The sequence below is a fragment of the Pedococcus sp. P2_D9 genome, assembly GCF_056404275.1.
The window spans coordinates 66,570-79,195 of record NZ_JBFUEI010000006.1 but is presented as its reverse complement, the minus strand read 5'-3'; the positions used below and the strand labels follow the sequence as shown (position 1 = coordinate 79,195).

The 12,626-nt window shown below is 66.1% G+C and carries 12 protein-coding genes and 2 pseudogenes; all 14 read left to right on the top strand.

The window, feature by feature from the left end:
• On the top strand, positions 1 to 1,248 hold the full coding sequence (locus AC1DXJ_RS11655) for a hypothetical protein (protein WP_477637012.1): 1,248 nt from the start codon (positions 1 to 3) through the stop codon (positions 1,246 to 1,248).
• A gap of 21 nt (positions 1,249 to 1,269) precedes the next feature.
• A complete protein-coding gene (locus AC1DXJ_RS11650) occupies positions 1,270 to 2,727 on the top strand; it encodes an SCO6880 family protein (RefSeq protein ID WP_477637011.1) in 1,458 nt (485 codons plus the stop codon).
• Positions 2,728 to 2,926: 199 nt separating this feature from the next.
• Complete coding sequence (locus tag AC1DXJ_RS11645) at positions 2,927 to 4,231, top strand: ATP-binding protein (protein WP_477637010.1); 1,305 nt, start codon at positions 2,927 to 2,929, stop codon at positions 4,229 to 4,231.
• 78 nt (positions 4,232 to 4,309) lie between these two features.
• A complete protein-coding gene (locus tag AC1DXJ_RS11640) occupies positions 4,310 to 6,007 on the top strand; it encodes a type IV secretory system conjugative DNA transfer family protein (RefSeq protein WP_477637009.1) in 1,698 nt (565 codons plus the stop codon).
• 79 nt (positions 6,008 to 6,086) lie between these two features.
• Positions 6,087 to 6,467, top strand: a complete 381-nt coding sequence (locus AC1DXJ_RS11635; protein ID WP_477637008.1) for a hypothetical protein — start codon at positions 6,087 to 6,089, stop codon at positions 6,465 to 6,467.
• Positions 6,468 to 6,518: 51 nt separating this feature from the next.
• Positions 6,519 to 7,190: a hypothetical protein gene (locus tag AC1DXJ_RS11630; RefSeq protein WP_477637007.1), complete on the top strand. Its 672-nt coding sequence runs from the start codon at positions 6,519 to 6,521 to the stop codon at positions 7,188 to 7,190.
• A gap of 29 nt (positions 7,191 to 7,219) precedes the next feature.
• Positions 7,220 to 7,444 (top strand): annotated as a pseudogene (locus AC1DXJ_RS11625) (CHC2 zinc finger domain-containing protein); the annotation flags it as partial.
• A gap of 120 nt (positions 7,445 to 7,564) precedes the next feature.
• Positions 7,565 to 8,635, top strand: coding sequence for a toprim domain-containing protein (locus AC1DXJ_RS11620; RefSeq protein WP_477637097.1), 1,071 nt, complete (start codon positions 7,565 to 7,567; stop codon positions 8,633 to 8,635).
• Positions 8,636 to 8,719: 84 nt separating this feature from the next.
• Positions 8,720 to 9,073 carry a hypothetical protein gene (locus AC1DXJ_RS11615; RefSeq protein ID WP_477637006.1) on the top strand — a complete coding sequence of 118 codons (354 nt, stop codon included), beginning with the start codon at positions 8,720 to 8,722 and terminating at the stop codon, positions 9,071 to 9,073.
• A gap of 122 nt (positions 9,074 to 9,195) precedes the next feature.
• A complete protein-coding gene (locus tag AC1DXJ_RS11610) occupies positions 9,196 to 10,512 on the top strand; it encodes a MerR family transcriptional regulator (RefSeq protein ID WP_477637005.1) in 1,317 nt (438 codons plus the stop codon).
• A 114-nt stretch (positions 10,513 to 10,626) separates the two neighbouring features.
• Entirely contained in the window at positions 10,627 to 10,839 is a 213-nt protein-coding gene (locus AC1DXJ_RS11605) for a helix-turn-helix transcriptional regulator (protein WP_477637004.1), read from the top strand.
• Positions 10,739 to 11,041: a helix-turn-helix domain-containing protein gene (locus AC1DXJ_RS11600; RefSeq protein WP_477637003.1), complete on the top strand. Its 303-nt coding sequence runs from the start codon at positions 10,739 to 10,741 to the stop codon at positions 11,039 to 11,041. The genes AC1DXJ_RS11605 and AC1DXJ_RS11600 overlap by 101 nt, the downstream gene beginning before the upstream one ends.
• Positions 11,041 to 11,190 (top strand): annotated as a pseudogene (locus AC1DXJ_RS11595) (tyrosine-type recombinase/integrase); the annotation flags it as partial. The gene AC1DXJ_RS11600 and the pseudogene AC1DXJ_RS11595, both read left to right, overlap by 1 nt.
• Before the next feature lie 141 nt (positions 11,191 to 11,331).
• Complete coding sequence (locus AC1DXJ_RS11590) at positions 11,332 to 12,153, top strand: site-specific integrase (RefSeq protein ID WP_477637096.1); 822 nt, start codon at positions 11,332 to 11,334, stop codon at positions 12,151 to 12,153.
• The last annotated feature ends 473 nt before the right edge of the window (positions 12,154 to 12,626 follow it).

Genomic DNA, 12,626 nt, shown 5'->3' with positions numbered 1-12,626 from the left:
ATGAGCTGCACCGGCCCGAACGCCCTCAACCCCGCCTGTCGGGTCAGGGACCTCGCAGAGCAAGCGAGCAACGACGCCTTCGCCAACATTGCCGCCTGGTTCAGCAAGGCAGCGAATGAGGCGACGAACTGGCTCTGGAAGGAGATCGACACCGCGACAACGGTCAACCTCGACTCCGCGCACCTCAGGACCGACCTCATGGCCACGTCGGCGATCGCCGTTGTCCTCAGCCTCGGACTCTTCCTCATCCAGATCATCACATCGGTGCTCCGCCGCGAGCCCGGTGGGCTCGGCCGCGCGCTGCATGGCCTCTTCATCTCACTGGTGGCTTCGGCCTTCGCCCTCACGGCGACCCGCGTTCTTCTGGCCGCAGTTGACTCCCTCAGCGACGGCGTCGTTCGTTACGCCATGGACACCAACGCTTCTGGCCTCGGGGCTCGGCTCGCGATTGCCAACCTGGCCAGCATCAACAACCCGGCCCTCGTCCTCCTGTTCTCTCTCGTCGTGCTTGCTGCGGTCGTCGTTGTCTGGGGCGCGATGATGGTCCGAAAGATGATGATCATCATCGCGGCCGTGCTCACACCCTTGGCCTTCTCTGGGGCGACCGCCGACATCACTCGCGGCTGGGTGCGCAAGTGGGTCGAGTTCATGGCGGCCATGATCGCCTCCAAGCTGCTGCTCGTCGTCATTCTGATGATCGGGGTGTCTGTCACCGAGGGAGCCGGCCTTGCCTCGCACTCCGGCGCGGGGCAGGAACTGACGCAGGTAGCGACCGGTGCCCTGATCCTCCTCATGGGTGGCTTCGCTCCCTGGGTGGCGATCAAGATGTTCCACTTCGCCGGCGACAGCCTGCACTCCGCTCACGCGGTCGCCGCACAGGCACCCAGTGGCGCCCGCGTAGCCCTTGCCGCCCCTCAAAAGGTCAACAAGTTGCACACCCAGGCGCACCATACGGCCGGCAAGTTCCAGCGATCTCCCACCGCCTCCAATGGATCGCAGGGAGGTGGCGCCCTGACCGAGAAGGGGCGGCCTCCTGGGTCACAGAGCGCGAACGCCAGGCAGAACGCCCAGCTCGTCAAGGGGGCGACGACTGCGACGGGTRCAGCCAACCCTGTGGTCTTGACCGCAGCGGTAGCGACCGGCGCAGCGATGGGGGCGAAGAGCGCCACCAACAAGGCAGTCGACAGCGTCCAGAAGGCCTCCCCGAGCGAGCCAACCCAGTGGCCGGACCGGCCCAAGCCTCAGTGACCGCCGAGTTCAGGAGAAATCGTGACTGACATTGCTTCCTCACCAACGAGATCCGTGCGCTTTGGGCGCCTCCCCTCCCGAGGGCTCTTCCTCGGCTTCTCAGGCATCCGAGTCTTCTGCATCGCCGGCAGCGCGCTCGTATTCGTCCCTTCGCTGCTGATCGGCGGGTTCCTCGGAGTTCTGTCCACCGCCACCGTTTGGGCGACCGTGCTCGGGGCGGCCTTCGTTCCGTGGGCAGGTCGGCCTGCCGCCGAGACGGCGCCCACCGCAGCGCACTACCTGGCCCGTCGCGTCGAGCGACAGACGACGTATGCCGCGCGGCCGGGAGCGCCCCGCCCGGCCGGAACGCTTGCCCTCCCAGGCGATGCAGCTGCCCTGCGCTGGTTGGAGGACCCGGGTACCGGGGCAGTGATGGTGCATGACCCGCACGAGCGCACCCTGACTGCGGTCGCTCAGGTGACCCATCCGGCATACGTCCTCCTCTCCCCGGACGAGCAAGCTCATCGGGTCCACGGCTGGGGCCGCGCCCTCGGCGGGTTGGCGTCCTCCGGATCATGCGCGCGGATCCAGATTCTCGAGACAACTCGGCCGGACAGCGGCAAGGGCATGTGCGACTGGTGGGAAAGCCACCGAAGCCATGGCGGCTCCCGTTGGGCTGCCGCTCAGTACGACGAACTGATGGCGAGAAAGGCGCCGGCCGCGTCAACGCACCGCACCCTCGTCGCATTCTCGTTGGACATGAAGCGAGCCGGCAAAGCAGTGAGGGATGCTGGCCGGGGCGTCAGAGGGGCCGCTGCCGTGCTCGCCCAGGACATGAACGCATTCGACTCGAGCCTTCGGGCAGCGGAGCTGCGGCTTGCCGGGTGGCTGGGTCCCTCGGAACTGGCGGGAGTGCTTCGCAGCGCGTACGACCCCTCAGGTTGGGACGCCGTCGCGGGCACGGAAGTCGGAAGGAATCCGTCGACGGCGGGGCCAATTGCGGTCGAGGAGCACTGGGACCACCTTCGCCACGACACCGGGTTCTCGACCGTGCTCTGGATCAGCGAGTGGCCGCGCATCGACGTGCCTCCGCATTTCCTTCACGCCCTGGTCTTTGCTCCCGGAGTTCGCAAGACGATCTCGATCACGGCGACCCCGCTGTCGACCGCTGCTGCCCTGCGCGACATCCGCAAGGCAAAGGTCGAGTACGCCACCGACTCGGCCCAGAAGGCGCGTATCGGCTTCATCGAGGACCTTGCCGATGCACAAGAGCTCGCCGATGTGAACGAACGCGAAAGGGCCCTGATCAGCGGCCACGCCGACATGAAATTCACCGGACTGATCGCAGTCACCGCACCAACCAAGGACGAACTCGATGTCGCCGTCAGCCAGGTGCAGCGAGCCGCAACCCAAGCACTGTGCGAGACCCGACTCCTCGTTGGACAACAGGCTCGAGCGTTCGCGACGGCTGCCCTACCCCTCGCACGAAAGGTCCACTGAAATGTCCAGCCGACACCGCGTCCACGCAGCGACCTTTTTCACCCCGCCCCGCCATTCGAGGCGCGAGAGGCGTATCCAGTCTCGCAAAGCACGCGAGATGGAAAAGCAGGCAAGGCGACGCGGTCGTGCGCGCTCCCAAGGATCGCGACGTGGAAAGGACAGGACGAGCGCCGAGATCCTCGGCCAGAACGGTGAGACTTTGTCCGAGTCATTGCGATCGCACAAGCACCTCAAGCTGCCCGCGCACCGGGCTACGTCTGAGGTCCTCGCGGGCGCCTATCCCTTCCTCGCCGAAGGCGGCCTCGGCAGTGAGGGCACGTTCGTGGGACAGGACGCCTGGTCTGGCGGTGGCTTCTGCTTCGACCCTTGGGTGCTCTACCAGGAGGGGACACTCACCAACCCCAACTGCCTCCTGGCCGGGGTCGTCGGTCGCGGCAAGTCCATGCTGGCCAAGTCCCTGGCAACGCGTTCGATCGCCACCGGCCGCAAGGTCTACGTGCCGGGCGACCCCAAGGGCGAATGGACAGTGGTCGCGCAGGCCGTGGGCGGTGTTGCCATTCAGCTCGGCAACGGCACCGGCAACCGCCTCAACCCTCTGGACGAAGGGCCTCGCCCCTCGGGCGTGGGAGACGCGGGATGGCGCGCTCTCGTGGCCACTCGTCGTCGGGCTCTTCTCGGCGCGCTTGTCGAGTCCGCTCTTAACAGACCGATGGTGGCCGTCGAGCACACCGCTTTGGACCACGCACTGAGAACGGTCGTCGATGGCACCAACGCCCCCACCCTGCCCGCGGTGGTGGAGGCGCTCTTTGACCCAACGCAGGGAGAGGCGGGCGCGACAGTTGAGCAGCTCCTCACCGACGGTCGCGACATCGGGCATGCCCTGCGTCGGCTTGTCTCCGGCGACCTGGCTGGGCTGTTCGACGGTGAGTCGACCGTCCGCTTCGACCCGAGCCTGCCGATGGTGACTCTTGACCTCTCGCGAATCTCCGGCTCCGACCAGCTCATTGCCATGGTGATGGCCTGCGCGTCCGCATGGATGGAAGCCGCCCTGTCTGACCCTCTCGGTGGCCAGCGCTGGGTCATCTACGACGAAGCCTGGCGCCTGATCAGGCAGCCCGCGCTGCTGAGCCGGATGCAGTCGCAGTGGAAGCTGTCACGAGGCCTCGGTATCGCCAACCTCATGATCATCCACCGACTGTCCGATCTCGAGGCGGTCGGCAGCGAGGACTCCGAGTCGCGAGCCCTGGCCCGCGGCCTGCTCGCCGACTGCTCGACAAAGATCATCTACCAGCAGGAGACCTCGGAGGCGCCGCGGACAGCATCGGTCCTTGGCCTCTCGGTGACAGAGCGCAACGAACTGCCCGAACTTCAACGAGGGGAAGGACTTTGGCGAGTGGGCCAGAGGGCCTTCATAATTCGTCACCTGGTCTCGGACGGCGAATTGGAACTCTTCGATACAAGTTCTCGGATGGGGCAACCCATGCCTRCTCCGGGACGTCGGTGACCACCCATGTCCACTACCTCTTCACGTCGTGCGACCCTCGGAAACTCCGACAGGCTCCTCGCCCTAGCGACCCTCAGCGTGGGTGCGCTTGTCGTGGTCCTGTGGCTTGGCGCTGCCCTCAGTGCCATAGTCCGGCGCCGTCAGCCACCTCCGCTCAGTCTCGAAGCGGTCATCCGGGTGGTGGGCTCGGCAGCCGGCCATCCGTCGGCCGCCTGGGGTGACGTCGTCGGCCCTACGGGGCTGTATTGGGCGTGCGTGGGGCTAGTCCTCGCCGTCCTTGCCGTCATGCTCGCGGCGATCTGGCGGCTCTTACACACCAACGCCGACGGCAAAGAGGATCCAAGGCACGCCGAGGGCCTGGCGTCTCGAGCTGAGACGGACACGGTCGCCGGGCGTCGCGCTCTCAAGGCCCGCGCGGGACAGTTGCGGCCCGGCCTGACTGCGCCCCGCATCGAAGACCTGGGGCATGCCCTAGGGGAAGCGCGTGGGGTGACATGCTTTGCCACTGTTGAGGATTCGATCGTGGTCCTCGGCCCTCCGCGATCGGGTAAGGGACTGCACCTGGTCATCAACGCGATCCTCGATGCGCCCGGAGGGGTCATCACCACCTCGACCCGTCCAGACAACCTCACGGCTTGCCTCGAGGCCAGGGCAAAGGTGGGACCCGTGGCCGTTTTCGATCCCCAGGGACTTGCGCCCGGGATCGACTCGGCGACGCGGTGGTCCCCGGTACGTGGCTGTGAGGATCCGCACGTGGCCATGGTGAGAGCGAAGGCGCTGACATCCGGTGCGGCCTCTGGCACCACGGACGCGAACTTCTGGCAGGCGTCGGCGGAGCAGGCCGTGCGGTGTCTCCTTCATGCGGCGGCGTTGGCTCGGCTGGGGGCGGCAGATCTCTGCCGCTGGTCCCTCTCTGCGCTTCAGGCCCACGAGGCGGTCATGATCCTGGCGTCGGATCCCCGTGCGGCCACCTCTTGGCACCAGGCACTGGAGTCGATCGTGACCGCGGACCAGCGACAGCGAGACTCCGTATGGGCCATGGTGTCGATCGCGTTCTCGTCACTCGCGGACCCTCGGGTGCTCAACGCGCTCACCCCAGGCCCGGGCGAGCACTTCGACCCGGAAGTCTTCCTGCGTAGGCGTGGCACCGTCTTCCTGGTCGGCACATCGACGGGTGCGTCCGCGACGGCTGGGATCGTGGGGGCCTTCGTCGAGGATGTGGCCGAGGTCGCAAGAAGAATGGCAGCACGCTCCCCAGGAGCGCGGATCGACCCGCCTCTGTCCATGATCCTGGACGAGGCGGCAAACTACCCCTTGCCGTCGCTGACCTCGCTGATGTCCGAAGGTGGAGGCACCGGCGTCTCCACCACTGTCGTCCTGCAGTCCCTCGCCCAGGCCCGCGCGGTCTGGGGAGAGCACGAGGCCTCGGCGATCTGGGACGCCGCCATTCTGAAGGTCATCCTCGGTGGCGGCTCCAACGCGAGAGATCTTGATGACCTCTCCCGTCTGATCGGCCAACGGGACGAACGGCAGTTCAGCGAGTCCACGGGAACAGATGGGCGCAGGTCGCGGAGCTCGTCGACGCGAAAGGTGCCAATCCTCGACTCCTCTCAACTCAGGATGCTGCCATTCGGCACGGCTGTCCTCATCTACCGATCAGCGAGGCCGATCGTGTTGAGCATGCGGCCTTGGAACCAGCGAGCCGATGCCACGGACCTCCAGGCCGCGCGCCGGCGACTCGAGACGTTGATCCAGCGTGCCAGCAGATCCGACTGAGCAGGGCCCAGGCCCAGTTCATTGGCCATCGCTGCTCCCCGATGTCGCGCCGTCTGCTTGGGCGGAGCTTCGCGCGTGGGTGGAGGCTTTGGCGGGCCGCTACGACTTCGACACCAGGACGATCCCCCCGTGCTGGTACCGCCACAACTCGATTGTCGAAACCCTGTCCGCACTGCACGACTTCGAGCGGATCTCCTTTGACCCCAACGCGTCACCAACCGGATCGCTGGACTTTGTACGTGCCGTTAGAGAGGCCGAGCACCGACTCGTCGAGTTGAGCGCCAAGACACAGTGCTCGATCCACGAGCACCGGACGCCGCCCACCCAGGCGTTGGTCGTGAATGACGAGGCCTGGTCGGCGTTCGTCGACGCTGACACCAGAAGGCGCTGGACGATCCTGTCCGGCGAACTGGATCCCGGCGACGGTGACGGCGCTGACTCTGTACCGGTGGACCCGTAGCCGGATCACAGCGCGGGACGGGCCCGCGCGGCCGCGAAAGGCAACTCGGTGATGAGTCTGCATCCCAGCCACCCCAACACAGTTCCGCCTTCGTGGGCGGCCGCCACCCTCAACGCTCGGGCGGCAGTGGAGATCCTTCTTCACCTCGCTGTGCGTGCACACCAGAACGTCGATCGCGCTGACGACGTCGACTACTGGTACCGCCTCGGCCAGAGGAACGCCTACCTGCAGTCCGCTGCCCAATTGACCTGCCTGAACCACGGCACTGCCGTCTTGGAGGTGTCCGACCGCCTCGGGCGCGCCCTCGAGGAGGGGTGCGTCGAGGTCCCGAAGCTCGCTCAGTTGGCATCGACAGACGTACCCCACCGCTTGAGCCAGATGGCTCCTGAGCTCGACTGGCTCGGCGCCCACGCCTTCAAGGCCTTGTATGCCGCGACCCCGGGGACCGATCACGACTACGGCATGCGGTGGGGGCCAGGAAGCGACCAGCGCATCTCGCACCGCAGGATCGAGGAGGCGCCAACGGGCGCCCTCTACGCCTACGACGCAACATGGGACGAGTACGCGCTCATCGGGCTCGACGTCCCCACGGCCGCTGTCGAGTCTGCCTTCCGCAGGGCCCTGGACTCGGACATCCACATGTCCGCCGCCGAGTTCGCCCGGCTGGTCACCCTGCAGATTGGTCCGTCGGCGGACGCGCCCGGCGCTGGCCCGGAGCTGTGAGCACCACGGCCAGGTGGGACCTCGACGCGATGCGTCGCTCCCACCCAATCGAGCAGGTCGTTGCGGACAGCGGAGTTGAACTCCGTCGACAGGGTGCGGGCTTCATTGGATGTTGTCCCTTCCACGAGGACAGCCGACCCTCCCTGTCCGTCGGCGGGGTCTCCGACCGATTCCACTGCTTCGGCTGCGGAGCCCATGGCGACGTAATCGACTTCGTCCAACAGCTGCACGGCATCTCCTTCGTGCAGGCGGTCGAACGACTGGAAGGACGGTCACCAGCATCGCCGACCGCTGCGACTGCTCACCGGGCAGCGTCCGGATCAACGCGACCTGCCTTCGTAACGGGGACAGCCCGAGCTCACGCAGTGAATCGGATGGCGTGGGAGTACTTCACCGCTCCTGCCCGCGAGGCCCGAGCCACGCATTACCTGGGCACGCGCGGCATCGAGGTACGCGCGCTCGCCCGTCGAGCTGGCGAGCCAGTTGCTGGCCACACGGGGAACCGCTGGACGGGACTCACGACATACCTCGTCGCCCGGGGAGTCTCGATCGCCGAGCTCGAGGAACTCGACCTCGCCCGCCCCACCAGATCCGGCGGCCACATCGACACCTACCGCGACCGACTGGTTGTGCCGGTGCGGTCGCAGGGGACGCGCATCGATGGGTTCATCGGGCGCGACACGACGGGCCGAGCCGAGATTCCCAAGTACCTCAACCCTCGCCGTACGCCGATCTTTGACAAGGGCGCGGCGCTTTACACGCCGTTGAGCCGCCCCCTGTCCGCTGACGCGACGGTCGTCATCGTGGAGGGACCACTGGATGCGCTGGCAGTCGCCGCGGCGGCGGCCGCCCGACATACCCACTTGTTTGCTCCCTGCACGGCCAGCGGGGTGACCGTGTCCGCGTCGCAAGCAGAGTCCGTGATCGCGTTGCACCCATCTCCCCCTGTCATCGCCCTTGACGGGGACCGTGCAGGGCGCGAGGGAACGGATCGCTGGCTCAGGGCCCTGTGCCTCGACGCCGGGAGACCTGCGCTGACGGTGAAGCTGCCCGAGGGGATCGACCCTGCGGACTGGCTCTCAGAACACGGCACCGCCGGGCTCGTCGCATTCGATCCACGAACCGACCGCCGCAGCGATCCTGATGAGGTGTGTCCGCGGGTCCCCGCTCGAGACCTGGTGAGGCTGTTCCTCGAAGGCGACCCGCGTGCCCCTCGGGAAGCGATCAAGATCCTTGCTGCGATTGGTAAGGATCTCACTGGTCACGACTTGCATGACTTCGTGACTCAGGCATCGCACGAGATGACCGTCCGGGGCTGGAATCACGAAGCCACGTTTGGACCGGTCCTCGAGGGCTTCATCAGTAGCGCTCGTCTGCGCGGCCCAACGACGCGGCTCACGGCCGTCCCGGACATGAGGCCGCCGCAGTTGTCCCCAGATCTCTGAGTTGACGGCGCGATGGAGACCTCGCGGGTCGATGGTCGAAGTCCCAGTCACATTCTCGGCACACCTGACGAAGAAGGAGTTCGCATGCCCAGTCGCATCGAATCAGACCACGTTGACGCGCAACCCGTATCGGTTGTCATCGCGCGTGCCTGTGTCCACATAGACGTGGCGGCCGGCCAGTTGGAACGGCGAGCCGGCGGCCACGTGTTCTCGCCCTGGCTCCCGTTGGCTGGCCAGCTGCACCTCATCAGGGGATGCCTCGACCCTTCGATTCGCGCCGCCGCGGAACCAGACGACCTAGACGTAGCTGAGCACCTCGACACGGCCCTCGCCCTCCTCGACACGGTCGACCTGGCTCAGGTTCCCGATGTCCTTGAGTGGATCGGCGACCTGAAAGCCTTTCGCGCCGGGATCGCATCGAAGGACGCGGCGCGATGACCGTCACGACGCTCCCTGATCTCATCGCCCGTGCCGAGTCCCTGGCCCGGGGCCTCCGTTTCTCCGACCAACCCACGACCACCGAGCAATGGACCACATTCGAGGCCACCACTCATCGGCTGATGCGTGAACTGGCCAATCCCTTACTGGTTGGCCGCCGACTCAGCGACAGAACCGCCTGGCGCCCACGCGAGATAGCGCGCAACCTCCCGAGAGCGCCACAGTTCGCCGCGCCCGAGACCAGGTACACGGTGAGGGAGGCGGCCACACAGCTCGGAGTCGGGGTCGACACCGTGCTAGGGCGTCTGCACCGATCGGAGCTCCCTGGGGTCCTCGACACGGGCGCATACGTGATCAGGGCCGCGGACCTCTTCGACGCGGCGAAAGTCGTGCCCGCCAATGCGACAAGTACCCACCCGCTGGATCGCCTGAGCACCATGTTGGGAGCCACCGCGGACCTGATCACCCTGCACCGGCAACGCCAGAGTTTCGGCGTGCAAGACGATCCTCTGGGCACGGACGCGCAGCTCAGCCCTGTCATGGCCAGGCTCCTGACCGTCACGGTGGTGGCAGCTCGTGACTCTGTGTCGCGCCTTCCGATTGCGACCGCGGACCAGGCCCTCGAGCTGGCCAAGTACGCCGAGCGCTCCTTGGACCAGCTGAGCCAGCGAGTCGAGAGCGACAGTCTCAGCCGCGTCGCGAGTTTCATCGCCGGGCCGACGCGCCCCGGCCTCAACGACGAGCTACAGTCTGCCCTTCGCTCGTGGGCTGAATGCGCGCGCGCCGAGGTCCGGCGCGGCATCCCCAGCGCAGACTCGCTTCGAGCCATCGCCAATCAGAGCCTGCACATCTACGCCGTGTCCGCGAGGATGCTTGGCTCCAATCAGGCGGGGACGGTCGAGCATCACAATGCCCAGGACTGCCTCCGGGAGGCTGCCGTTAGCCAGCGTGGGCTCCAAGAGCAGTGGGGCAACGTGACAACAGCCGTGAAGCCCGGACGGGAGTTCGCTTCAGCCACCCGGAATGTCCACGGCGTCTTGGAGGTGCTCGACGAGAGGTTGGTCGACGCAGGGTCCGAGTGCGACCTCACAGCCGGTAAGCGGATTGCCGGCTGCAACGAGCTGGCCAATACATTGGGCGAGATTGCCGACATCACGCACGAAGCACGACATCTCCCTGATTCGCTCACGAGATCGGAGCTTCTCTACGCCCCCGCCAGGATCCTGCCCAGCGCGGCGCACCGACTTCAGGCAAGACAGCTGGGCCGGTTCGTTCCCGTGGTCGCGCAGGAGGTCGAAGGTCTGAGGTCGGCTGCCCACGAGGCCGCAGAGGCGGCGGCCACGGCTGTCCGCACCGTCACTCCCGAGTTGCAGATGCAGCCTCGATGGACGAGCGCTCCCGCGGTGACGACCTCCCTCGGTCTTGCCCCTGAGCTGTAGGGCGCGGCGTCGACGGTCGTGCCCATTCCATCCAGATGGTGTATCGACTCCGCGGTAGACGGAGTGACAGGGAAGCGACAAGGGCGTCTACAAGACGAACCTCGTGACACTCACATGGAGAACAGCATGATGGACCTGGAGCAGCTACCAGCACTCATCTCGGTACCCAAGGCTGCCAACATCCTCGGCCTCAGCAGAGCCAGCGCATACCGCTTCGCTGCAGCAGGTGACCTACCGACCCGTCACCTGGGTGGAAGAGTCTTCGTGGTCACTCACAAGCTTCGGGATTTCATCGACGGTGTGGAACCTTCAGGCACGGGCGGGTGAGGTGATGGACAAGTTGCTGACGGTCGAACAGGCCGCGGACATCTTGGGAACCGGCGTGCGGTTCCCACGCCGACTGATCGCCGAGCGTCGAATCCGATTTGTTCGCGTGGGAAGGCACGTCCGCATCCCAGAACGGGAACTCGAGGCGTTCGTGGACGCGGGCACAGTCAACGCCGTCACCTCGGGCGTCGGCGTTCACTGATGCCTCGTCGCCGATTCGGCCTGATCCGGCGACTGCCCTCCGGAAGGTTCCAAGCGTCGTACATCGAGCCTGACGGCAGGCGTCATACAGCACCAGAGACCTACAGGACCGAGGCCGATGCCGCGCGCTACCTCGACCGCATTGAGCGCGAGATCAAGCGCGGGCACTGGATGGCGGACGAAGGGCTGGGTCGGCGAACCCTTCGCGAATGCTGCGAGGCCTACCTGGAGGAGAACCCGCGAGTTGGTCTGCGGTGGGCGGAGACGTGCCGCCGCAACATGCGCCTCCACATGGCCGAGCTCCTGGACATGCCCATCATCACCATCACCCCTCCAGCCGTACGGGCCTGGCATGCAAAAGCGTTGCGCGGGAATGGAGGGAGAACGTCCATCAGCCAGTCCTACCGGCTCATGAGGTCGGTCCTGAACGTTGCGGTTCAGGACGGCGCGATCCTGCGGAACCCCTGTCAGATCGCTGGTGCCGGAGCCCAGCGAAGCCCCGAGAGGAAGATCGCCACGCCGGCCCAGATCGCTCAGCTCGTCGAGGAGACCACACCACGTTTCCGGGCCGCCGTGGTGCTCGCGGCCTGGTGCGGCCTGCGACGTGGCGAGATCTGCGCACTGCGCACCGAAGACGTCGACCTACACGCGGGCGTCGTCCGCGTGCGACGGAACTACGTCGAGCTGCTCGAGCAGCCAACACGATTCGAGAAGGACCCCAAGAGCGACGCCGGCAAGCGGACAGTCACCATCCCCCCGCACGTCGTGCCCATACTGGAGCATCACGCCACGGAGTTCGCCGGAACCGAGTTCTTCTTCGTAGATCGTTACGGGACAAGGGTGCGAGGCAACGCTGTGTATCAGGCATATGTTCGCGCACGAACGAAGGTCGGGGTCGACATCTCATTCCACGACCTCCGGCATACAGGACAGAGTCTCGCGGCCGCTACTGGCGCCAGCCTCGTAGACCTGAAGAAGCGTCTTGGCCACTCATCCACTGCCGCAGCCCAGCGATACATGCACGCGGTGGAGGGCAGGGACGCGCAGATCGCCAAGGCACTCTCCGATATGGCCCTGGACGGAGACGCGACGAAGCTCCCCAAGAGCTTCTGAAGTGCACGATGGTGCACGAGATGTTGCACGCCAATCCAAAGCCCATCGCTGACCTGCGCGTCTGCTTGCGTCTGAAGATCGGAAGGTCGACCGTGTAAAGCTCTGCAGCTGCGCAGGCGGCGAGGCCGTCTCGCCCGGCGGAACTGCACTTGTAGGACTTCGGTCAATACGCCGGGATTGCCACAGGGTCATGGCGGTGCGCGAGGGTCCTGTTGGCAGGGTGCTGACCTGCAGAAACGTCGCGTTGGCATTGTTGGTGGGGTTGATCACCCTGGGTAGAACGTGGCGTGTTGCGGGCTATTTGCGGTCCGCAAGCATTACCGATGGCCCATCATCACGCCTGCCTCTGATCATGTCGATCACAGGACCACCGTAGGCTGAGCCGTTGTCCAACCCGGCGAAGGCATCGCCTCGCGCCCCTCCATTGCCGTGGGAATCAAGCGACTCCAGGACATTGATCGACCACCATTCAG

Excerpts from the sequence above, each read along its gene's own strand:
- AC1DXJ_RS11615 (WP_477637006.1), top strand. The coding sequence starts at position 8,720 with ATGCCCAGTCGCATCGAATCAGACCACGTTGACGCGCAACCCGTATCG.
- AC1DXJ_RS11630 (WP_477637007.1), top strand. The coding sequence starts at position 6,519 with ATGAGTCTGCATCCCAGCCACCCCAACACAGTTCCGCCTTCGTGGGCG.
- AC1DXJ_RS11620 (WP_477637097.1), top strand. The coding sequence starts at position 7,565 with ATGGCGTGGGAGTACTTCACCGCTCCTGCCCGCGAGGCCCGAGCCACG.
- AC1DXJ_RS11605 (WP_477637004.1), top strand. The coding sequence starts at position 10,627 with ATGGAGAACAGCATGATGGACCTGGAGCAGCTACCAGCACTCATCTCG.
- AC1DXJ_RS11610 (WP_477637005.1), top strand. The coding sequence starts at position 9,196 with ATGCGTGAACTGGCCAATCCCTTACTGGTTGGCCGCCGACTCAGCGAC.
- AC1DXJ_RS11590 (WP_477637096.1), top strand. The coding sequence starts at position 11,332 with ATGGCCGAGCTCCTGGACATGCCCATCATCACCATCACCCCTCCAGCC.